Here is a 21,376-nt window from a genome sequence, read left to right as displayed (position 1 = left end):
GCGCTAGCTTCCCGTCGCGCAACCGCAATCCGCCGGTCGCCCGCGCGAGCTAAACCGCTGCGACCGCCGGCTCGGCCAAGACGCAACGCGCCATGCGCCCGGGCGCGATCAGCACATTGGGCGGCAGGCCTTCGCTGCAGCGTGGCTGGGCGAGGCCGCAGCGCGGCGCGAAGGAGCAGCCGGTCGGCGCGCGATCGAGTGAGGGCGGCGTGCCCGGAATGGTCTCCAGCCGCTCGCCGCGCTTTGCGCCATGGATGGTCGAGGCCAACAGGCCCTTAGCGTAGGGATGGACGGGCCTGCGCACGATCTCGCGCAACGCCCCCTGCTCGACGATCTGGCCGGCATACATCACCGCGACGCGGTCGCAGATCTCGATGGCAACGCCGATGTCGTGGGTGACGAAGATGACGGACATGCCGAACTCGCGCTGCAGCTCGCGCAGCAACAACAGGATCTGGATCTGCACGGTGGCGTCGAGCGCAGTGGTCGGCTCGTCCGCGAGCAGGATCTTCGGCTTGCAGGCGAGCGCCAGCGCGATCATCGCGCGCTGCCGCATGCCGCCCGACATCTCGTGCGGATAGGATTCCAGCCGCCGCTTGGCAGACGGAATCCGCACCACCTCGAGCATCTCGAGCGCACGCGCCATCGCTTCGCGCTCGCTCTTGCCTTCGTGCCGCATCACTGTTTCGGCGATCTGCCGCCCGATCGTGTAGACCGGATCGAGTGCGAGCGCCGGCTCCTGGAAGATCATCGAGACGGTCTGGCCGCGGAACGCGGACAGCGCCTCGTCGTCCATCGTCAGCACCTCCCGGCCCAGCACCTTGACGCTTCCGGACATCTGCGTGCGCTTCTTCGGCAACAGCCGCATCAGCGCCCGCAGTGTCACGCTCTTGCCGGAGCCGGACTCGCCGAGCAGCCCCAACACCTCGCCCTCGCCGAGCGACAGGCTGAGATCGTTCACGGCATGAACCGTCCGATCGCCGGTGAAGCGGATGTTGAGGTTGCTGATCTCGACGAGGTCGGTCATGTGAGTTTCGGCACCTGTGCGTGATGATTGGTCGCGCGCTGGAAGGCGGCACCGATCCGGAGCAGCGTGGCCTCCTCGAAGGAACGGCCGATCAGTTGCATGCCGACCGGCAGGCCCGCCTTCGTGAAGCCGCTCGGAATCGAGAGCGACGGCAGGCCGAGATAGTTGACCGGACGGGTGAAGCGCGTGAGCCGCTGCAGCACCGCGTCGGCACCCGGACCGTTGCCGACATCGCTCTCGGCAATCGTCGGCGCCGGCACCGGAGACGACGGCGCGATCACCGCATCGACGCCGCTGACCGCGGCATTGTGCGCGGCCAGCGCCGGCCCGCGCCAGCGCATTGCCTCGAGATAGGTGACCGCCGGAATCGTCAGGCCATTCTGCAAACGCATCAGCACCTGCGCGCCGTAATCCTGTGGCCGCTCGATCATCCAGCGCTTGTGGAAGGCCGCCGCCTCGACCGCGAGCACCAGTTGCGAGGCCGAGCTGAGCTGGCGCTGATCCGGCAGCTCGACCTTGACGATCTCGGCGCCTTCCCTCTTCAGCGTCGCAATGGTCTCGTCGAGGATGCGCGCCACCTCGGAATCGAGGTCGTCGACGTAGAACGCCGTGGGCACGCCGATCGTCAAGCCTTTCAACGACTCCCTGGTCGCGCCCATGTAATCCGGCACCGACTGGTTCGAGGCGGTGAGATCCTCAGTATCCGCGCCGGCCATCAGGCCAAGCAGCAGCGCGCAATCCTCCGCGGTCTGCGCCAGCGGGCCGACGGTGTCGAGTGACTGCGACAACGGCATCGCGCCGGCGCGGCTGATGCGTCCAACCGTTGTCTTCAAGCCGGTGACGCCGCAGAAATGCGCGGGCATGCGCACTGAACCGCCGGTGTCGGAGCCGAGCGCCGCAAAGGTCAGACGCGCCGCGACCGCCGCGCCGGAGCCCGACGACGAACCGCCAGTGATGTGATCGACGTTCCAGGGATTGTGCACCGGGCCGTAGTGCACATTGTGGCCGGTGGGTCCGTAGGCGAACTCGACCATCTGCAACGAGCCGAGCCGCACCTGTCCGGCGTCCTTCAGCCGCTGTAGCGCGGTCGCGGTCGTCTTCGGCACGAAATCGCGGCGGATCAGCGAGCCGCAGGTCACCACCTTGCCGGCGTCGTAGTACATGTCCTTGTGCGCCATCGGCACGCCATGCAGCACGCCGCGGCTGTTACCTTTCGCAAGCTCGGCATCGGCCTCGGTCGCAGCAGCCAGTGCCTCTTCCGATTCGATCGCCATATAGGCGTTGAGACGAGGCTGCCACTCAACGATCCGGTGCAGCACCGCGCGCGTCACCTCATGCGACGAGACCTTCTTCTCGGCAATCGCCTTCGCGACTGCAGTCAGGGTCATCAAGGCGGGCTCGGTGCTCATTTCGACACCTTCTCGATCTTCTGCGCGACCTGCGCCAGCAGGAAGCTCGCGGGTTCGAGATCGAGCGGCAGCGTGCCGGAGATCGGCGCGAAGCCGTCGAATGCGGGTCCGATCGAATTGGCGATACGGTTGGCGACCTCGTCATCGGCGGGCACGTCGGCGACGTGCGCGATCACCTTGACGTCCTTGGGTGTGGGTCTGGTCATGCCGCGTTTTCTCCTTTTGCTTTTGCCGGCGCGCGGCTGTGCTCTGAGCCCGAAATGGCCATGTAGCACGCCGCTTGGTGGCCCATTGTATCGAGATCGCTGAGCTTTGGCGTTGCGTTTGCGCAAAGCGGCTCCGCAAACGGACAGCGGGTGTGAAACCGGCAACCCGGTGGCGGATCGATCGGATTGGGCGGATCGCCCGAGATCGGCGGCACCTCGGTACGCCTGTCCGGATCGGACGACGGCATCGCCGCGAGCAGCGCCCGGGTATAGGGATGCGCCGGCGCATCCCAGACCGCATCGACCGGGCCGAGCTCGACGACCTCGCCGAGATACATCACCAGCACGCGGTCGGAGATATAGCGGACCACGTTGAGATCGTGGCTGATGAAGAGATAGGTGAGCCCGAACTCGCGCTTCAGATCCGCCAGCAGATTGAGCACCTGCGCCTCGACCGACTTGTCGAGCGCAGAGACTGCTTCATCGAGGATCAGGAGCCGCGGCGACAGCGCCAGCGCGCGGGCGATGTTGACGCGCTGGCGCTGGCCGCCGGAAATCTCGTGCGGATAGCGGTTGGCGAAGGTCTCGGGCCGCAAGCCGACCTTGCCGAGCAGCTCACGCGCCAGCGTGCGCGCCGCGCCATCGGCCATGCCATGGACCTTCGGCCCAAACGCTATCGATTGCTCGATGGTGAGGCGCGGATTGAGCGATGCGTAGCTATCCTGGAACACCATCTGCATGCCGCGGCGCAGCTCGCGCAGACTGAGCGCGCGGCCGACCTGCATTCCGTCATAGATGATGTCGCCGGCATCACGCGTCATCAGATGCATCAAGAGCCGTGCGGTGGTCGACTTGCCACAGCCGGATTCGCCGACGATGCCGACGGTCTCGCCCTTCATGACCGCGAAGGAGACGTTGTCGACAGCACGCACCGTCTTGCGCGGGCTGAATAGCCCGCCGCGCACCGGAAAGTGCTTCGTCAGTCCCTTGACCTGCAACAGCGGCTGCGCGGCGCCGCCGATGTCGGCGACCGGCTCCAGCATATCGGTCAGCGATGCGGTTCCTGTTCCGGTCATCGGTCTAGTTCCTGATGTCCATGGCGCTGCGCATGCCGTCGCTCAACAGGTTGAAGCAGATCGAGACCGCGAAGATCATCGCACCCGGCAGCGCCGCGACCCACGGATTGACATAGATCGCGGTGCGCAGGGTGTTGAGCATCAGGCCCCATTCCGGCTCCGGCGGCTTGGTGCCGAGCCCGAGGAAGGAGAGACCGGCAGCGAGGATCATCGACACCGAGATCAGTCCGGTAGCATAGACGAAGATCGGACCGAGCACATTGCCGAGCATGTGCACGCGCATGATGGTGAATGGTCCCGCTCCCGACGCGCGCGCGGCCTCGACGAAATCCATGTTGCGCACGCCGGTGGTGACGCTCTCTGCGACGCGCGTGATCTGCGGCACGAACACGACGGTGAGCGACACGATCGAGTTGACAATGCCGGCGCCGAGCGCGCCCGAAATCGCGATTGCCAGGAGCACCGACGGAAAGGCGTAGAACACGTCGACCGTGCGCATGATCGCGGTGTTGAGCTTGCCGCCGACATATCCGGCGACGAGGCCGAGCGAGGTGCCGATCACGAAGGCGAGGATCACAGGCAGGATGCCGACGATCAGCGACAACCGTCCGCCATAGATCAGCCGCGCCAGCATGTCGCGACCGAGCTCGTCGGTGCCGAGCGGGTAGCCGGGCGTGCCGATATGGCGAAGACGGCGGATCATCGATCCCTGGTAGGGATCGGCGAGATGAAGCCAGGGCGCGAGCAGCGCTGACGCAAAAATCAGCACCAGGATAATGGCGCAGGCCACGCTGACCTTGTCGCGGGTGATGCGGCGCGCGACAGTCGACCAATAGCCGCGCGCTTTCGTCGCGGGCGCGGATTGCAGTGCGGCATCGATCATCGCACTCATCGCCTAGCTCCGCTTGATCCGCGGATCGATCGCGGCCTGCGCGATGTCGACCAGGAGATTGAGCAGCACGAAGAACAAAGCCAGCACCAGGATCGTGCCCTGCAGCAGCGGCAGATCGCGCTGGAAGATCGCAGAATTCAGCAACAGGCCCGAGCCGGGCCATGAGAACACCGTCTCGATCAGGATCGAGCCACCGAGCATGTAGCCGAGTTGCAGGCCCATCACGGCGAGCGCGGTCGGCGCGGCGTTCTTGACAACATGACGGAACACCTCGGTCTCGCGCAGCCCCTTGGCGCGCAGGGCCTCGACGAAATCCTGGCTCAGGATATCGCCGGTCAGCGCGCGCACGGTGCGGGTGATGATGCCCATTGGGATCACCGCGGTCGTGATCGCCGGCAACACGAGATAGCGCAGATGCTCCCAATCCCATGCCCAGGCGCCGGAGCCGCCGGGACCGGCACCGACCGCCGGCAGCCAGTTGAGCTGCACTGAGAAGATGATGACCAACAGCATGCCGAGCCAGTAATGCGGCAACGACACGCCGGCGATCGCAACCGAGGTCGCGACCTTGTCGACCCAGGTGTCGCGGAAATAGCCGGCGATCAGGCCGAACAGCAGGCCGAGCGTGAAGCCGATGATCGCCGCCGCGATCGCCAGCATCACGGTGTTGCCGACCGCGCGCACCACCTCGGTCAGCACCGGCCGGCCGGTTGCGATCGAATTGCCGAGATCGCCATGGAGCGCGCGCCACAGCCACAGCCCGAACTGCACCGGCAGCGGGCGGTCGAAGCCGTAGGCCGAGCGCAGTTGTGCGGCGAGCTCCTGGGATGCGTCAGCGGGCAGCACGGCGACCAGCGGATCGCCCGGCGTGATGTGCACGAGCAGGAAGCACACCAGCGCAACGCTGAGAACGATCGGAATGACGTAAACGATGCGTCGGGCGATATAGGCAAGCACGTGGAGTTCTTTCTTCCTTCTCCGGTTGTAAGGGCAGGGCTATCGCAGGGGGCCAAAAAGTGGAAAACAACCCCATGCAAAGTAGCGTCGGCTGACGGCGTTCGACACGGCAACTTGACACGCCGGGCAAATTGGTGGCATTCTTCCATTATTCCGAAATTTCGTGCAAGTGCTCCTCGCCCCGTTGTAGCGGGGGGAGGTGCACAACTCATGACGCGGCTACATCCTCACGGCACGATCGTGACCGGCGAGAAGTCGACGAACCAGCTCTTCGGCTGCACAAAACCCTTGATCTTTGGGCTCATCGCACGCGGCGCGACGTCGTGGGCAACAAAGAGGAACGCCGCATCGTCGACCTCGGCCGCATGCAGCTCGGCGAGTGCCGCGTCGCGCGCAACCGGATCGAAGGTTTCGCGGGCTTTCTTCACCAGCGCATCGAACTTCGGATCGTTGACGAAGCCCCAATTGTTCGACACCGGCGGCGCCATGCCCGACTGCAGGAAGCGCACCAGCGCGAAGAAGGGATCCATCGCCGCATAGGTGACGTTGATCGCATTGGCGCCGTTGGCCGACGGATCCTTGGCGCCGCGCCGCCAGTTGGTGAACAGCGTGTTCCATTCGATGACGTCGAGCTGCACATCAAAGTAGCACTCGGCCAAAGCCTGCTGCAGATATTCGTTCATCGGCAACGGCAGCATCTGCCCTGACCCCGACGCCGAGGTCTGGATCTTGACCGTCAGCTTCTTGTTCGGACCGTAGCCCGCCTCCTGCATCAGCTTCTGCGCGGCGGGCTTATCATACTTGATCTGGAAGGTCGGCTTGCCGCGCCAGGGATGGCCGGGCTCGAACGTGCCGGTGGCCGGCACCATCAGACCCGCAAGCAGACCTTCACTCAACCCTTCGCGATCGACGCAGAGATTGGCGGCCTTGCGGACACGAATATCGTTCCACGGCGAGCCCTCGACACGCGAGAACTGCCACGGCCAGACGTGCGGCTCCTCGTTGGAGTAGATGTTGAAGCCGCGTTGCTTGATCTCGGGCACCGCATCCGGTGCCGGCGCCTCGATCCAGTTGACCTGCCCGGACAGCAGGGCCGCAGTGCGTGCATTGGCCTCCGGCATCGGCAAGAGCACCATCTTGTCGACCTTCGGCACGCGCGCCTTGTCCCAGTAATTCTCGTTCTTCACCAATTCGAGCCGCTCGCGCGGGGTGAAGCTCGACATCTTCCAGGGACCGGTGCCCGAGGCATCCCTGGCGAACGCGGCCCACGCTGCTTGCGACTTCGCCTTGGCGTCGGCGCCTTCGGCCTTGTCGTAGAATTGCTGCCACTTCGTCGGGCTCGCCATGTAAAGATTGGTGAGGTTGATCGGCAGGAAGCTGTCCGGCTCCTTGGTGGTCAACTCGACCGTCATGTCATCGACCTTGCGCGCCGAAACCAGCGTCGGCATGCGCGAGGCGGTGACGCCGACCTGGCTCGGGTCGAACTGCGGTGCATCCTGCTTCAGCACCTTGTCGACGTTCCAGACCACGGCATCGGCATTGAAGTCGCTGCCATCATGGAATTTCACGCCCGGCCGCAGCTTGAAAATCCATTTTGTTTTGTCGGCGTCGTCAACCTTCCACTCGGTGGCGAGACCTGGGATCATCACGCTCGCTTTGTCCGATGACGACAGGTCCCACATCGTCAGCCCATCGTACATCGTGAGCCCGGTGAAGCGATTGCCTTCGAAGCCCTGGTCGGGCTGGCCGAGCGTGCGCGGGATATCGGCAGCCGTCATGCCAATTCGCAGCACGGTCTCGCCACTTGCAATCGCCGGCACGCCTGCCGCGAATGCAAGCGCGAGCATCATCGCCGCCGCCGTCGCATTGGTCTTCTTACGCATGTGAGCAATCCCTTCTCGACTTCACGTGATTATTTCTTGGGCAAGCGTATGCAATGCCTGTGCCAAAGGGAATAAATCCGCAGCATAAAACCGCTGGGCGCGTCATTTCTTCTCACCTCGGCGGTAAGACAGGGTGATGGTGCCTAATCTGGCACCATGCTTGCAAGCCCGGCTTCCGACTTTCAATGAGCGGAGCCATTCATATGCGCGGGCACAGTTCGATCCTTGTGGCGGCAATGGTGCTTGCAACGGCCGCAGGCTGGCCGGCCGCGCCAGCGCGCGCCGAATCCATCGTGCGCTACGGCATTTCGATGGCCGATATCCCGCTCACGACCGGCCAGCCAGACCGTGGCGCCGGGGCCTATCAGTTCACCGCCTACACGATCTACGATCCGCTTGTCGCCTGGGAGATGGACGTTGCCGACCGGCCGGGCAGGCTGGTGCCGGGACTCGCGACCGAGTGGAAGGTCGATGACAGCGACAAGACCAAGTGGCGCTTCACGCTGCGCAAGGGCGTCAAATTCCATGACGGCAGCGACTTCAACGCCGACGCCGTGATCTGGAATCTCGACAAGGTGCTGAATGACAAGGCACCGCAGTTCGATCAGCGGCAGAGCGCGCAGGTCAAGACCCGCCTGCCCTCGGTCGCGAGCTACCGCAAGATCGACGACTCGACCATCGAGATCACGACCAAGACCGTCGACTCCTTCTTTCTGTATCAGATGCTCTGGTTCCTGATCTCCAGCCCCACGCAGTACGACAAGCTCGGCAAGGACTGGGACAAGTTCGCAAGCCAGCCCTCCGGCACCGGCCCGTTCAAACTGAGCAAGCTGGTGCCGCGCGAGCTCGCCGAGCTGACCAAGAACCCCGACTATTGGGACAAGAAGCGGATCCCAAAGGTCGACAAGATGGTCCTGATCCCGATGCCGGAAGCGCTGACGCGCACCAACGCGTTGCTGGCCGGCCAGGTCGATCTGATCGAGACGCCGGCACCCGACGCCGTGCCGCAGCTCAAGGCCGCCGGCATGAAGATTGTCGACAACGTCACACCGCATGTCTGGAATTATCACCTGAGCGTGCTGCCGGGCTCGCCCTGGGTCGACATCCGCCTGCGCAAGGCACTCAACCTCGCGATCGACCGCGACGCCGTGGTCGGCTTGATGAATGGTCTGGCAAAGCCAGCCAAGGGACAGGTCGATCCGTCGAGCCCATGGTTCGGCAAGCCGACCTTCGATCTGAAATATGATCTCGCGACCGCGAAGAAGCTGGTGGAGGAAGCCGGTTATTCGAAGGACAAGCCGCTGAAGGCCACCTTCATCATCGCGCAGGGCGGCACCGGGCAGATGCTGTCGCTGCCGATGAACGAATTCCTGCAGCAGAGCTTCAAGGAGATCGGCATCGACGTCGAGTTCAAGGTTGTCGAGCTCGAGACGTTATATACGCACTGGCGCAAGGGCGCGGCCGACGAGATGAACGCCGGCATCACCGCCAACAACATCGCCTATGTGACGTCGGATCCGCTTTACGCCATCGTACGCTTCTTCCACTCCGGCCAGGTCGCGCCGGTAGGGGTGAACTGGGGCGGCTACAAGAACCCGAAGGTCGACGCGCTGATCGACGAGGCCAGGCAGACCTTCGATACCGCCAAGCAAGATGAGCTGCTGGCGCAGGCGCACGCGCTGATCGTCGACGACGCGGCGCTGGTCTGGGTGGTGCACGACACCAATCCGCACGCGCTGTCGCCGAAGGTGAAGAGGTTCGTCCAGGCGCAACACTGGTTCCAGGACCTGACACAGATCGGACTGGAATAAAACTATCTACCGTCGTCCCGGCGAAAGCCGGGACCCATAACCACGAATGGGTGTTGTTGGAAAGCCGTCTGGCCGCGTGCCTATTTCCTCAGCCGCGGCGTATGGGTCCCGGCTTTCGCCGGGACGACAGCGAGTTTGCGTCGCCTACTTCGTCAGCAGCGCAAATGCGCCATTCCAGTCGTCCGGCGGCGGCGCCTTCCGGAAAGCAAGGATGCGCGCCTCGTAAAGGCTGTAGAGTTGTTGCAGCGCCCGCGCGTCGTCGGTCTTGCGGCCGCGCTCGATCGCGGCGAGCGCGCCGTCCCAATCGCGGGTGCGGTAGCAGGCGAGCATTTCGATGGTCAGGTTGCGCAGCCGCTGGAAGCGGCCGGAATTCGCCACATCCTCGCGGCCGGCGATCGCATAGATCACCTCGGGTTCCTTCTTGCCCTTCACCATGATGAAGTCGAGCTCGAGGATCGCGAACTTGTCCTTCACGGCAAGCGCGGTCTTCGATCCCACGATGATGGGAAAGCCGTATTCCTTGGACTGCCCTTCCAGGCGCGATGCCAGATTGACGCTGTCGCCGAACACCGAATAATCGAACCGCACATCGGAGCCCATGTTGCCGACCACGCAGGTGCCGGTGTTGAGGCCGACGCCGATGTTGAGCGGCACATAGACGTGACCGCCTTCACGCGCCTCCTGCTCGCGGACCTGATTCAGCTCGTCGACGCTTTCCAGCATGTCGAGCGCGGCTTCGCAGGCGTTGATCTGGTGGTCCCTGTCGTCGAGCGGCGCGTTCCAGAACGCCATGATGGCGTCGCCCATATACTTGTCGATCGTGCCCTTTCGCGCAAGAATCGCATTCGAGAGCGGCGTGAGAAACCGGTTCATCAGCGCCGTGAGGCCCTGCGGATCGCGCTTGTAGGTCTCCGAGATCGAGGTGAAGCCGCGCATGTCGGAGAACATGATGGTCATCTCGCGCTCCTCACCGCCGAGCACAAGCTTCTCCGGCGACTGCGCGAGCTGCTCGACCAGCGCGGGCGACATGTACTGCACGAATTGCGACCGGATCTGCCGGCGCTGCCGCTGCTCGCGCACGAAAGCGGAGAAGATCAAGGTGAGATAGATCGCCGTGGTCGACATCAGCGGATAGGTGAAATCGATCAGCAGCCGGTGCTGTGAGTAGAAGTACCAGGATATGCCGACCAGCACCGACGCGAACAACCCGCCGACCGCGACCAGCGTCACTGGTCCGAACTTCGGCGCGAACGCGATGACCAGGAGGCCCATGATCAGTGCGGCAAAGAACTCGACGCCGATGCCGTAACCCGGCTGCGAAACCACGTCGCCGGTCAGCGCGCTCTCCAGCACCTGGGCGTGAACCTCGACACCGGGCATCGCCGGCACCACCGGCGTCGTCTTGATGTCGTTCAATCCGATCGACGAGGTGCCGATCAGCACGAGCTTGCCCGCGATCCTGTCCGGCGCGACGCGCCCTTCCAGCACGTCGATGGCAGAGACATAGATCGAGGGATCGCGCTTCGCATAGTGCACCCAAAGCTGGCCGTTGCGATCGGTCGGAATCGAAAATCCCCTGACACCGATGCTCTGGATGCCGGCCTCGTCGGCCTTGATCAGAATGGTGTCCGACCCGCTCGCGACGCGCAGCATCTCGAAGCTCAGCGACGGCATGGTGACGCCTTGCGCGAGCATGATCATCGGCACCCGCCTGACGATGCCGTCGCGCTCGGGCCTGATCGTGAACAGGCCGCGTCCGGCCGCCGCCTCCTCCAGCACCGGCACGTTGCGCAGCAGCCCGGGAAACTGGAACATGAAGCGAGCCGGCTCCTCGCCGAGCATGGCGAGGCCGGTGACGGGTAGCTTCTCGTTGAGATCGGCGCGGACGTCGGGACCACCGGATTCGCCAAGCACCACGCGGGAGTTCTTGATGGCATCGGCAAGAATGCTGTCATTGCTCGGCAACTGCCGCAGCCTGGCGCGCATTTCCTCATCGAGATTGCCGAGCGTATCGGCTGCGATCTCCGGATTGAGTCGATCCGGCTCGGAGAATACGGCATCGAACGCGATCACGACCGCGCCGAGCCTCGTCAGGTTGGTGACGATGTCGGCGATCCGCGTCCGCGGCCACGGCCATTGCCCGAGCTTGGGATCCGCGAGGCTTCTCTCGTCGATATCGACGATGGTGACGGGACGCGCCGTCTTGATGCGGGGTTCGAGGAGCTGGAAGGTATCGAATGTCCTGACTCGCAGCTCCTGAACTGGGGCGGGATCCCAGACGCGGAGCGCGGCGCTGCCGACCAACAGCGCAAGGCACGCCAGCCGGGCATAGCCGAACCGCCGCGCGAACCATCTCCGTATCGCCCACAGCCGTTTCATCCGATCTGGATATCATGCACGGCGGCTTGTTCCAATCGGGCGCGACGGGCGCACCGCGGGATGGGCTGACGGTCGGGGCCGATGGCAGGGCGCCGTACGCCGGTCAGGCGATATGAAGGAGGAAGTCGTTCTGCGACAGGCTCGCCTTGGCGACCCCATGCAGCGTAATCGTGTCCGCGGCGTCGATCGTGATCAGCGTATCGGCCGAATTCGTCGGAGAGACCGCAACGTGCTGGTTGAACCAGGTGGCCGCGTCGGCGGTCGATACGACTGCGGACAGATCGATATGGTCCTGGCCGGGCGTGAAATTCATGATCGTATCGTGATTGAAGTTCGGCGCGAACACGAACTGATCCTGATGACCCGGTGTGCCGAACAGCACATCCTTGTCAGTCGTGCTCGTCAGCGTCACCGGCGCAGTCGGACTCTGCTGGACATTGAAAATCAGATTAACTGTATCTGTCCCGTAGCTGTCGGCCACCGAGATCGTAACGGTGTCCGTCGGTGCATCGCCGCCTTCGTGATAAGTGAGGCCGGATGCCAGCGTGGCGTTGACGTGGGACAGATTCCCTGTGTCGGACGCAGGATCGACGCTGCTGCCTGAGCTGGCCGTCGCGGCCGTCAGGGTGAAGGCCTCGTTGGCGCTGGCTCCGGCATCCGTGACTGTCAGACCTGAAATCGTGTCGGTGCCATTGACGGCATCGTGCGTCACGGTGAGATTGTCGACGTTGAGCACCGGAACGGCGCCGGCGCCGAGAATATCGATCGTCAGCGTGCTCGTACCCATGGCGCCGTGAACGTCGGTGGTCTCAATGCCGAACGTGTCGGTGTAGGCACCCGCGGGGAGCGCCTTGATTGCGGCGGCGTCGGGAACATACGTATAGGTGCCGTCGGCATTCACCGTCAGCGATCCGTAAAGGCCCTGAATCGCCGTGTTCGTCGCCTGATGCGATGCATCGAGCGCACCATAGACCAGCGTTGCGGTCTCGCCGTCGTCGACATCCGACCCGTGGAGCGTGCCAGCAAGCTCGCCGAAGCTGCCGTCGGCCGCGGGAGCGAGGACCGTCCCAAGGTCGGCGAGTGTCGGCGCGTCGTTGGACCCGTCAATCGTAATCGTGACAGGTTGGGTGGTCATGCCGCCATGATCGTCCGCGATCTGGATCATGTAGGTGAGCGTCAGCGTCTCCCCGGCAGCAAGATAGTCGAAATTCTTGTCCGCAGCCGAGAACGTCCAGCCGCTTGATCCCGTCACGCCGCCGGTGGAATCGCTCCAGTTGCCGAGCGACAACCAGCTCATCACGACGCTTTGCTCCGGAAGGCCGGAGGTTGACCCGGTCTCGGTTACGCTGGCGATGGACACGGCGTGCGTGTCGCTAAGATCTGGATCGGTGAAGGTGATCGTGCCTTCAGCGGTGTCCGGCGTGGATGAGCCGCTCGCGTCCGGCATTTCGGTGATAGCAGCAGTCTGCGGTGCCGACGTGACGATGGGCGCGTCGTTGGTGCCGGTGACGGTGATCGTGACGGGCTGGGTCACCACCCCGCCGTGATGGTCGTTGACCTCGACCGTGTAAGTGAGGGTCAACGTCTCGCCGGCGGCGAGATAGTCGAAATTGCTATCCGCGGCCGAGAAGGTCCACGGGCTCGATCCCGTCACGCCATTGGTCGAATCCGCCAGCGGGCCCAGCGACAACCAGCTCAGCACCGTCTCCTGGTCGGCGAGGCCGGTGGTGATACCGGACTCGGCCAGGCCGGTGATGCTCACAGTGTGAGTGTCGCTGAGGTCGACGTCGGTGAACGTCACCGCGCCAGAAACCACATCGGGCGTCAGCGAACTGGTCGTATCCAGCATCTCCGTGATCGCAGCCGCCTGCGGAGCCGACGTGATGACGGGCACGTCGTTGGTGCCGGTGATGGTGATGGTGACGGGCTCGGTAGCAAGGCCGCCGTGATGATCGTCGACCTGAATGCTGTAGACGAGCGTCAACGTCTCGCCGGCAGCGAGGTAGTCGAAATTCTTGTCGGCGGCTGAGAACGTCCAGGAGCGCGACCCGGTCACGCCATTGGTCGAATCGGTGAGCGCCCCCAGCGACAGCCAGCTCAGCACGGTCGCCCGATCGGCAAGTCCCGTGGTGACACCGGACTCGGTCACAGCAGCGACAGTCACGCTATGGGTGTCGCTGAGATCGACGTCGGTGAAGGTCACCGTGCCGGAAGCGGTGTCGGGCTGCAGCGAGCCGGTGACCCCGAGGGCTTCGGTGATCGCAGCGGCCTGCGCTGGCGACATGATCACCGGCCTGTCATCGGTGCCGACGACCTCGATCGTGACGGGCAGCATGACCACACCGCCGTGATGATCGTCAATCTGAACCAGGTAGGTGAGCGTGAGTGTCTCGCCGGCCGCGAGATAGTCGAAACTTTTGTCGGCGGCCGAGAACGTCCAGGATCGCGATCCCGTCACGCCATCGGTCGAATCGGTCAATGCACCGAGCGACAGCCAGCTCAGCACCGTCGCGTGGTCGGCAAGACCGGTGGTGACGCCGGATTCGGTGACGCCGGTGATGGTGACCTTGTGAGTGTCGGTCAGGTCCGGATCGGTGAAGGTGATCGTCCCGTGCGCCGTATCCGCCACGGCGGAATTCGTCGTCCATGGAGTCTCGGTGATCGTCGCCGCCTGCGTCAACGATGTCACGATCGGCGTATCATTGGTGCCGGTGATCGTGATGGTGAAGGTCTTGAACGCGGTCTCGTTGAACAGTGCGAAATTGTTGTCGACGCGCGCCGTGTAGGTCAGCGTCAATGTCTCGCCAGCGGCCAGGAAATCGAAGGCCGCATCCGGCAGGCTATAGCTCCACGTCGCAGAGCCGATATTCCTGTTGCCCGGCGTCTGTTCGACAAGCAGCGGGATCTCGGTCGCCTTGATGGCCGCGAGCTGTTGCGTCGTCAGCGATGAGGTAACGTCGTTGCTTTGGGCATTCCGGTAGGTGAACGAGCTGAAACTCGCCTTCGCGCTGGGCGTGTCGCCGGGGTTGATGTCAAACCATCTGATCACGCTCGAAGCCGTGTCAGGGGACCCGCTATGGGTCAGCCCGGCCTGCTCGACAAACGCAACATCGAACGTCACGACCTCCGGCGGGCCAGGAATATGGTCGCGGCTCTTGGCCGCGACGCTGCTGCTCTGCGCCGGGCTAATGTTGACAAAGTTGAGCACGAAAATTGCGGGCGCGCCGCCATCGGCGCCGGAAAACTTGAACCCGGTCGTGGTCGGGACGATCGAATCGGTGAAGTTCGATGTAAGCTTGGTATTTGGGTTGGTGTTATCGGTGAACTTCAGCGCGAAGACGTCGGAGATCAGCTTCTGCGCATCGGTCGACAGTTGCGCAGAGGACAGGAAGCTGACGCTGCCCGCACCATTGACGACGGTTTGCGTGCCGGCCTGATCGACGGTCGCGATCGGATTGAGCGTCGTCTTGTCGAACAGGATGTAGGAGCCGGTTGAACCGTCCGGCTCGACCAGCACCTGGAATTTGGCCGGCGGTACACCGCCCGTTCCCTGCACGTCGAAGTCGATTTCGACCAGCACCGCCGTGCCGCGAATGCCCATGGTCGCGACCGGCGTATCGACCTTCATGTCGCCGTGCTTGGCGGTTGCGCCGGCGACGAACGAGATCGTGCCCTGCACCAGGCTCAGCAGCGAAGAATTGTTCGACCCGTTCGGGTCGTAGACCATTTCGTTCAGCACCATCTTCGCGTTCGGCCCGAGACCGAACACAGTGCCGTCGATGAAGGTGATGCCGAGCGTCGAGCTGGCTCCGGACTGGACCACGTCGCCCTTGTAGACGTTATCGCCCTGGTTCAGCACGACCGCGACGCCGTTGCGAACTACGGTGGCACTGCCGACAAGCTTGCTGACGTGACCGATGACCTTCGGCGGTTCAACAGCACCGCCGGCCTGGGCAAATTGCGTATATCCAGTGAGCGCGTTGACGATATCGCCGGTGAGATGCGCGCCGTCGGGCGAGGCCAGGGGCGCGCGTTTTTCACCCCTGAAGTAGTCGTGCAGGACCAGCTCGCGATCGTCCTTCGACAGGACCAGATCGAGGCCGGACCGTTTGAAGTCGCCGGTGAACAGCAGTTGCGCGTCGTCAACGACGATCGCGCCGGGTGGCGCATGTCCCGAAATGCTGTCGACATGGAGCTGCCCCCGGGCGTGAGCGTCCAGGCTCGGCAAGAAGCCGTCGAATTTATCGACAAAATTCACCGCGGATCACCGCATGTAAGGGAAATATTTACAGAATAAGCAAACGACTATGCTTGCATATCATCTGACGGAATCCGGCGAAACCATCCCATCTTTACGCAATGACGATCTGGCCGCGGTCTCGATCCCGCGCCAGCCCTCCGAATCTTGTGTATTTTGAGCTTGATTTCGGGTGATTTGAGGTGGGATCTGAGCTGAACAAGTATTGATCCACGTATTCGTGGTATTGACCGGCATATTTCTACTTGCCTCTATTTTCTATCAAATCCGACAAGAGATTTGAGCCCAAGTTTCCGGCTAAAGCTGTGAATTGGCTTACAAAATCGTACAATTCCGTGCGGCCTCGCCGGATTAACCAGAAAGCAAGGATAGGGCGCCGGCAGGCGGTAAAAGGTTCGGCCGACGCATTCACAAAACCGATAAAGTTTTCGGGACGCCGACGAGGCGGCTTTCAGCATCTTTTGCGCGTCTGAGCGCGATTCGACGGTTTTTAAGCAGATTCAAAACATCGTGTTCCACCGTGACGGCACGAACGATCCGGTCACGTCAGGGTTTAAATCACCTCGCCGATGCCCGGACGGGGGTGTCACATGCCGGTCTCACTTCGTTCCCGCGCGCTGCGCGGCGTCGTGCTCGTCTGCAGCCTGATCTGGCTCACGCCGGCTGCTAAGCTCAACGCCGCGTCGCTGCTGACGCCCGGTCCGGCCGAGTTGATCGGAAAATCAACCGAGCCATTCGGGTTGCCGACCACTCTGCTCGCCAACGGCGGGCTGCACGACAAATGGCTCGGTGTGCAGCGCCAGCTTGCCGATGAGCTTGTTCAGCTTGCGCACTGCGACGGCGATCGCGAGGGCTGCGGGTCGCCGGAGGCGTTGCGCTTCCTTGCGATCATCGATGCCGGCCGGGCGCGCGAGGGCCGCGCCAGGCTGGGCGAGATCAATCGCGCCGTCAATCTTGCGATCCGCCCAGGCAGCGATCTCGCGCTTTACGGCGAGATCGACCTATGGACCGCGCCACTCGCCACCTTGGCCAAGGGCGCGGGCGACTGCGAGGACTATGCCATCGCGAAATTCGTGGCGCTGCGAGAGGCCGGCGTTGCACCTGAGGATTTGCGGATCGTCATCCTGCACGACCGGCTTGGCGGCGAAGATCACGCCATCGTCGCCGCGCGGCTCGACGGCCGCTGGCTCATGCTCGACAACCGCCGCATGGCGATGATCGAGGATTCGGGCATTATGAATTTCCGGCCGACCTTCGTGATCGACCAGCACGGCGTCAGCCAATATGTCGGCGCTGCGCCCGTCATCGAGGCCGCGGTTCGGCCGGCGACGCAAAGGGATTGACGAGACATCCCACAGGACGGCAACGGCCGAAAGCGTCATTGGGAACGAAAGCGAAGCAATCCATCCTTCCGCGGAAAGGTGGATTGCTTCGTCGTGGAGTTTACCAACAGGGCCGTAACTCGATCCGAGCCAACCGCTCAGAACATCAGATTGTCCTTTACCAGGACCCAGCGACCGTTCTTGACCTGCTGCACCTGGGTGATGGTGTTGGCGAGGTGGTCGGTCTTGGAGAACTTGGTCGGCGGCGAGTTGAAGATATCGAGGAACTTGTCACCCGACTCCAGCGAGTCCAGCATCTTCTGCCCGGTGAGGTCCTTGCCGGCCTTCTGCGCGTAGAAGGCAAAGGTCATCACGGCATTATATCCGATGATCGCCTGCGTATTGGCCTCGGTGCCGAACATCTTCTTGTAGCTGACGAGCCAGTCCTTCACCTTGCCCTTGGCGGTGTCCTCATAGGGGATCTCGAAGCCTGAGGCCGCATAGAGCCCTTCCACCGCTTCCTTGCCCAGCGTCGGCACTTCGAGCACGTTGGTCGGCGTGGCGCCGAGGAAGGTCACATCCCAGCCGAGCTTCCTGGCCTCGCTCATCGCGCCGATAGTCTCGCGGATCACCGTACCGAGCACGACGAGATCACAGCCATCAGCCTTCATCTTGGCAACCTGTGCCGAGAAGTCGGAAGCGCCGCGCTTGTAGCTCGTGATCGAGGCGGGCTGCACCTTCATCGCCGCGAGCTGCTGGTTGAAGCCGTCGAGCACGTTTTTGCCGTACTCGTCGTCCTGATGCATGATGCAGGGCTTCTTGAAGTTCTTCCAGTCCATCATGTATTTGAGCGCGGCGCGCGTGCTCTCGACATAGGGCAGCAGGTTATTGAACTTGAGCCGCTCCTGCGGCTTGCTCGGATCGAACTTGAAGGTGAACTCGGCTGCGGTCAGCGGGAACAGTTGCAACACGCCGGCGTCGAACAGGATATCCTGCGCGGCGAGCACGGTCGGGGAACCCATCGGCCCAATCATGGCGAAGATCTTGTCGCGCTCGACCATCTTCTGCGAGGCCAGCACGGCCTTCTTCGGATCATAGCCGTTATCTTCCAAAATCATCTTGAGCTTGCGGCCGTTGATGCCGCCGCTTGCATTGATCTCCTCCACCGCCATCTTCATGCCGTTGGACACCGGAACGCCCCAGACCTTGATCGGGCCCGAGAGGTCCTGATGCGTCCCGATCACGATCTCGGTCGGCGAGATGCCTTCGTTGGTGACCTTGGTCTGGGCCGCGGCCGGCAGGCAGGTCAGCGCCAGGGCGCTCACCGCAAGGCCCAGCGCTTTCAGCGATTTCGACATTGCAGTCTCCTCCTTCGATGGCCCGTGTTGAGCGAAGGGCCGGGCCTTACTCACGCCTTCGCCATTTGCTCGCGCATGACGGCCTGCGCGACCGCGTGCTCGCCATACATCGCGTCGATCTCGGCCGCGTAGCGCCTGTTCACAAAACTGCGCTTCAGCTTCATGGTCGGCGTCAGCTCCTCGTCTTCCGGCGTGAGCTGACGCTCGATCAGATGGAATTTCTTGATGGTCTCGACGCGCGCGAAGCCGGCGTTCACCGTCTCGACCTCGCGCTGGATCAGGTCCTGGATCTCGCGGGCGCGACACAGGCTCGCGTAATTGGTGAAGGGGATGTCGTGATCCTGGGCGTATTTCTCGACATTCTCCTGGTCGATCATGATCAGGCAGGTCAGATACGGCCGCTTGTCGCCGATCACGACCGCGTCCGAGACATAGGGCGAGAATTTGAGTTGGTTCTCGATCTCCGAGGGTGTGATGTTCTTGCCGCCCGAGGTGATGATGATGTCCTTCATCCGGTCGGTGATCTTCACATAGCCTTCGTTATCGATCGTACCGACGTCACCGGTGTGCAGCCAGCCCCTGGCGTCGATCGTCTCCGCGGTCTTCTCCGGCTGATTGAGATAGCCCATGAACAGGAAGTCGCCCCTGATCAGAATCTCGCCCTTCGGACAGATCATCACCTCACCCCACGGCGCAGCCTTGCCGACCGAGCCGAGCTTGATGCGGGCCGCCGGCATCATGGTGGCGACGCCGCAATTCTCGGTTTGGCCGTAGACCTCGCGCATGTCGATGCCGAGCGCGAGATACCAGCGGATCAGGTCCGGCGAGATCGGCGCCGCGCCGGTGAACGCGATCCTGCAGCGGTCGAGCCCGAGCATGCGGCGGATGTTGCGGAACACCAGCCAATAGGCTGCGCGGTTCAAAAGCCTGAGTGACAATGGCGGCATCTCGCCCTCGAGCCGGCACGTGGCCATGCGATGACCGATCGCGAGCGCGCGGGCATACATCCAGTTCTGGAACGGGGTCGCGTCCTTCAACGCAATGGTGATGCCCGAATAGAACTTCTCCCAGATCCGGGGCACCGCGAGAAACGCGGTCGGCTGCACCTCGCGCAGATTGTCGGGCACCGTCTCCGGGCTCTCGGCGAAGTTCATCACGGAGCCCAGTGCGACCGAGATGTAGTAGCCGCCGACCCGTTCGGCGACATGGCACAGCGGCAGGAACACCAGCCGCTCCTCGCTGTCGGTTGACGGAAACAAGTCGTTGGCGTGGCGCATCTGGTGCGTCACGCTGCGGTTGGAATGCATCGCCCCCTTGGGCGGACCGGTCGTGCCCGAGGTGTAGACCAGGATCGCGAGATCGGAGGCGGCGCGGCTGCCGGTCATCTCCTCCCACAAGGCCTCGTTGCCCTGCGCATGGTTACGGCCAAGCGCCATGAATTCGGCGAGCGACAGCACCATCGGATCGGAGAAGCCGCTCAACCCCTCCATGTCGAAGATGACAATCTTCTCCAGCGTCGGGCAGCGCACGCGGCACGCCAGCACCTTGTCGAGCTGCTCCTCGTCCTCGACGAACACGATCCTGGTGCGGGAATCGTTGATCAGATATTCAACCTGCGCCGGCGAGTCCGTCGGGTAGATGCCGGACGACACGCCCCCGGCGCACAGGATGCCCATGTCGGCATAGACCCATTCCGGCACCGCATTGGCGATGATCGAGGCGACGTTGCCGGGGCGGAAGCCGGTCGCGTGCAGGGCATAGGCAACATCCTTGGATATCTGCAGCCATTCGCGCCAGCTCGTCGGCTGCCAGATGCCGAACTTCTTCTCGCGGATCGCGGGCGTGTCGCCGCGCGTCTTCACCGCGAGCAGAAAACTCCCCGCGATCGTGTCGGCGACCGTCAGCACCGCCGGTCCGGCCATGCGCGCTTCCTCCTCTGCCGCCTGCCCCGCGCGCCGGATCGATCGCCGGTCTTGTTCGCGAAACGAGCCTGAAATCTAGCTCCAACTACCGCTCAACGCCATGTCTTCTTCTTTTTCCAGCGCCGTTCGCCCCGCGCGCCGGCCTCCTTGGCGCCGAGATAGAACTCCTGGATGTCGGGTGAATTCATCAGCCGGTCGCAGCTATCGTTCATGACGACGCGGCCGGTCTCCAGCACGTACCCGTAATGCGCCGTCTCCAGCGCGATCTTGGCGTTCTGCTCGACCAGCAGGATCGACATGCCCTGCTCCTCGTTGACGCGGCGGATGATGGTGAAGATCTCCTTCACCAGGATCGGCGACAGACCCAGCGACGGCTCGTCGAGCAGCAGCAGCGTCGGCCGGTTCATGAGCGCCCGCCCGATCGCCAGCATCTGCTGCTCGCCGCCGGAGAGCTGCCCCGCCGGTTGATCGAGCCGTTCCTTCAGCCGTGGAAAATAACCGTAGACGCGCTCGAGATCCTTCGCCACGCCGTCGCGGTCGTGGCGCGGATAGGCGCCCATCATCAGGTTCTCGCGCACCGACAGGAACGGGAACACCTCGCGTCCCTCGGGCACGTGGCTCAAGCCAAGCCGCACGATCTTGTCGGCTTCCATGCGCTGGATCGGCCTGCCCAGGAACTCGATCGTGCCCTTCTGCGGATCGAGGATGCCGGAAATGGTCTTCAGCACCGTGGTCTTGCCGGCGCCATTGGCGCCGAGCAGCGTGACGATCTGGCCGCGCGGTACCTCGAGGCTGATGCCTCTGATCGCCATGATCGGCCCGTAATAGCTTTCGATGTTGCTGAGCTTCAGGATGATGTCGGGTGAGCTCATCACA

14 protein-coding genes are annotated in these 21,376 nt (G+C 63.3%); 2 read left to right on the top strand and 12 right to left on the bottom strand.

Annotated features, from left to right (window positions below; translation table 11 throughout):
• Positions 1-49 precede the first annotated feature (49 nt).
• The 7 genes from P6U25_RS03810 to P6U25_RS03780 all read right to left on the bottom strand — a co-directional run bounded on the left by P6U25_RS03810 (position 50) and on the right by P6U25_RS03780 (position 7,450).
• On the bottom strand, positions 50-1,027 hold the full coding sequence (locus tag P6U25_RS03810) for an ABC transporter ATP-binding protein (protein ID WP_407150129.1): 978 nt from the start codon (positions 1,025-1,027) through the stop codon (positions 50-52).
• On the bottom strand, positions 1,024-2,436 hold the full coding sequence (locus P6U25_RS03805) for an amidase (protein WP_407150128.1): 1,413 nt from the start codon (positions 2,434-2,436) through the stop codon (positions 1,024-1,026). The genes P6U25_RS03810 and P6U25_RS03805 overlap by 4 nt, the downstream gene beginning before the upstream one ends.
• Complete coding sequence (locus tag P6U25_RS03800) at positions 2,433-2,642, bottom strand: hypothetical protein (RefSeq protein WP_407150127.1); 210 nt, start codon at positions 2,640-2,642, stop codon at positions 2,433-2,435. Before P6U25_RS03800 ends, P6U25_RS03805 begins: the two co-directional genes overlap by 4 nt.
• Positions 2,639-3,718: an ABC transporter ATP-binding protein gene (locus tag P6U25_RS03795; protein WP_407150126.1), complete on the bottom strand. Its 1,080-nt coding sequence runs from the start codon at positions 3,716-3,718 to the stop codon at positions 2,639-2,641. Before P6U25_RS03795 ends, P6U25_RS03800 begins: the two co-directional genes overlap by 4 nt.
• Before the next feature lie 4 nt (positions 3,719-3,722).
• Positions 3,723-4,610 carry an ABC transporter permease gene (locus P6U25_RS03790; protein ID WP_407150125.1) on the bottom strand — a complete coding sequence of 296 codons (888 nt, stop codon included), beginning with the start codon at positions 4,608-4,610 and terminating at the stop codon, positions 3,723-3,725.
• A 3-nt stretch (positions 4,611-4,613) separates the two neighbouring features.
• Positions 4,614-5,567, bottom strand: coding sequence for an ABC transporter permease (locus P6U25_RS03785; protein ID WP_407150124.1), 954 nt, complete (start codon positions 5,565-5,567; stop codon positions 4,614-4,616).
• 227 nt (positions 5,568-5,794) lie between these two features.
• Positions 5,795-7,450 (bottom strand): ABC transporter substrate-binding protein, encoded by a 1,656-nt coding sequence (locus P6U25_RS03780; protein WP_407150123.1) that lies wholly within the window; start codon positions 7,448-7,450, stop codon positions 5,795-5,797.
• A 203-nt stretch (positions 7,451-7,653) separates the two neighbouring features.
• Here P6U25_RS03780 and P6U25_RS03775 point away from each other — a divergent pair, with 203 nt between their 5' ends.
• Positions 7,654-9,261, top strand: coding sequence for an ABC transporter substrate-binding protein (locus P6U25_RS03775; RefSeq protein ID WP_407150122.1), 1,608 nt, complete (start codon positions 7,654-7,656; stop codon positions 9,259-9,261).
• Between the two features lie 144 nt (positions 9,262-9,405).
• On the opposite strand, the gene P6U25_RS03770 is transcribed toward P6U25_RS03775, so the two are convergent.
• Together P6U25_RS03770 and P6U25_RS03765 are read right to left on the bottom strand one after the other, a co-directional pair.
• Complete coding sequence (locus P6U25_RS03770; RefSeq protein WP_407150121.1) at positions 9,406-11,640, bottom strand: CHASE2 domain-containing protein; 2,235 nt, start codon at positions 11,638-11,640, stop codon at positions 9,406-9,408.
• A 103-nt stretch (positions 11,641-11,743) separates the two neighbouring features.
• The gene (locus P6U25_RS03765) at positions 11,744-15,898 is read right to left on the bottom strand and encodes a VCBS domain-containing protein (protein WP_407150120.1); all 4,155 of its coding nucleotides are present in this window, start codon (positions 15,896-15,898) and stop codon (positions 11,744-11,746) included.
• Positions 15,899-16,488: 590 nt separating this feature from the next.
• On the opposite strand from P6U25_RS03765, the gene P6U25_RS03760 reads away from it, so the two are divergent.
• Positions 16,489-17,241 carry a transglutaminase-like cysteine peptidase gene (locus P6U25_RS03760; RefSeq protein WP_407150119.1) on the top strand — a complete coding sequence of 251 codons (753 nt, stop codon included), beginning with the start codon at positions 16,489-16,491 and terminating at the stop codon, positions 17,239-17,241.
• 137 nt (positions 17,242-17,378) lie between these two features.
• Here P6U25_RS03760 and P6U25_RS03755 read toward each other — a convergent pair whose 3' ends face one another.
• The 3 genes from P6U25_RS03755 to P6U25_RS03745 all read right to left on the bottom strand — a co-directional run bounded on the left by P6U25_RS03755 (position 17,379) and on the right by P6U25_RS03745 (position 21,372).
• The gene (locus tag P6U25_RS03755; protein ID WP_407150118.1) at positions 17,379-18,578 is read right to left on the bottom strand and encodes an ABC transporter substrate-binding protein; all 1,200 of its coding nucleotides are present in this window, start codon (positions 18,576-18,578) and stop codon (positions 17,379-17,381) included.
• 50 nt (positions 18,579-18,628) lie between these two features.
• Entirely contained in the window at positions 18,629-20,500 is a 1,872-nt protein-coding gene (locus P6U25_RS03750) for an AMP-dependent synthetase/ligase (protein WP_407150117.1), read from the bottom strand.
• Positions 20,501-20,592: 92 nt separating this feature from the next.
• Entirely contained in the window at positions 20,593-21,372 is a 780-nt protein-coding gene (locus P6U25_RS03745; protein ID WP_407150116.1) for an ABC transporter ATP-binding protein, read from the bottom strand.
• Positions 21,373-21,376: the final 4 nt, after the last annotated feature.

This window comes from Bradyrhizobium sp. ORS 86, from assembly GCF_045571475.1.
GTDB lineage: Bacteria > Pseudomonadota > Alphaproteobacteria > Rhizobiales > Xanthobacteraceae > Bradyrhizobium.
The sequence above is the reverse complement of the archived record's forward strand: the minus strand, read 5'-3'. Positions and strand labels throughout refer to the sequence as shown.

Bases quoted from the DNA above. Each gene is read 5' to 3' on its own strand.
- P6U25_RS03810 (WP_407150129.1), bottom strand. From the start codon at position 1,027: ATGACCGACCTCGTCGAGATCAGCAACCTCAACATCCGCTTCACCGGC.
- P6U25_RS03805 (WP_407150128.1), bottom strand. From the start codon at position 2,436: ATGAGCACCGAGCCCGCCTTGATGACCCTGACTGCAGTCGCGAAGGCG.
- P6U25_RS03800 (WP_407150127.1), bottom strand. From the start codon at position 2,642: ATGACCAGACCCACACCCAAGGACGTCAAGGTGATCGCGCACGTCGCC.
- P6U25_RS03795 (WP_407150126.1), bottom strand. From the start codon at position 3,718: ATGACCGGAACAGGAACCGCATCGCTGACCGATATGCTGGAGCCGGTC.
- P6U25_RS03790 (WP_407150125.1), bottom strand. From the start codon at position 4,610: ATGAGTGCGATGATCGATGCCGCACTGCAATCCGCGCCCGCGACGAAA.
- P6U25_RS03780 (WP_407150123.1), bottom strand. From the start codon at position 7,450: ATGCGTAAGAAGACCAATGCGACGGCGGCGGCGATGATGCTCGCGCTT.
- P6U25_RS03775 (WP_407150122.1), top strand. From the start codon at position 7,654: ATGCGCGGGCACAGTTCGATCCTTGTGGCGGCAATGGTGCTTGCAACG.
- P6U25_RS03770 (WP_407150121.1), bottom strand. From the start codon at position 11,640: ATGAAACGGCTGTGGGCGATACGGAGATGGTTCGCGCGGCGGTTCGGC.
- P6U25_RS03760 (WP_407150119.1), top strand. From the start codon at position 16,489: ATGCCGGTCTCACTTCGTTCCCGCGCGCTGCGCGGCGTCGTGCTCGTC.
- P6U25_RS03755 (WP_407150118.1), bottom strand. From the start codon at position 18,578: ATGTCGAAATCGCTGAAAGCGCTGGGCCTTGCGGTGAGCGCCCTGGCG.
- P6U25_RS03750 (WP_407150117.1), bottom strand. From the start codon at position 20,500: ATGGCCGGACCGGCGGTGCTGACGGTCGCCGACACGATCGCGGGGAGT.
- P6U25_RS03745 (WP_407150116.1), bottom strand. From the start codon at position 21,372: ATGAGCTCACCCGACATCATCCTGAAGCTCAGCAACATCGAAAGCTAT.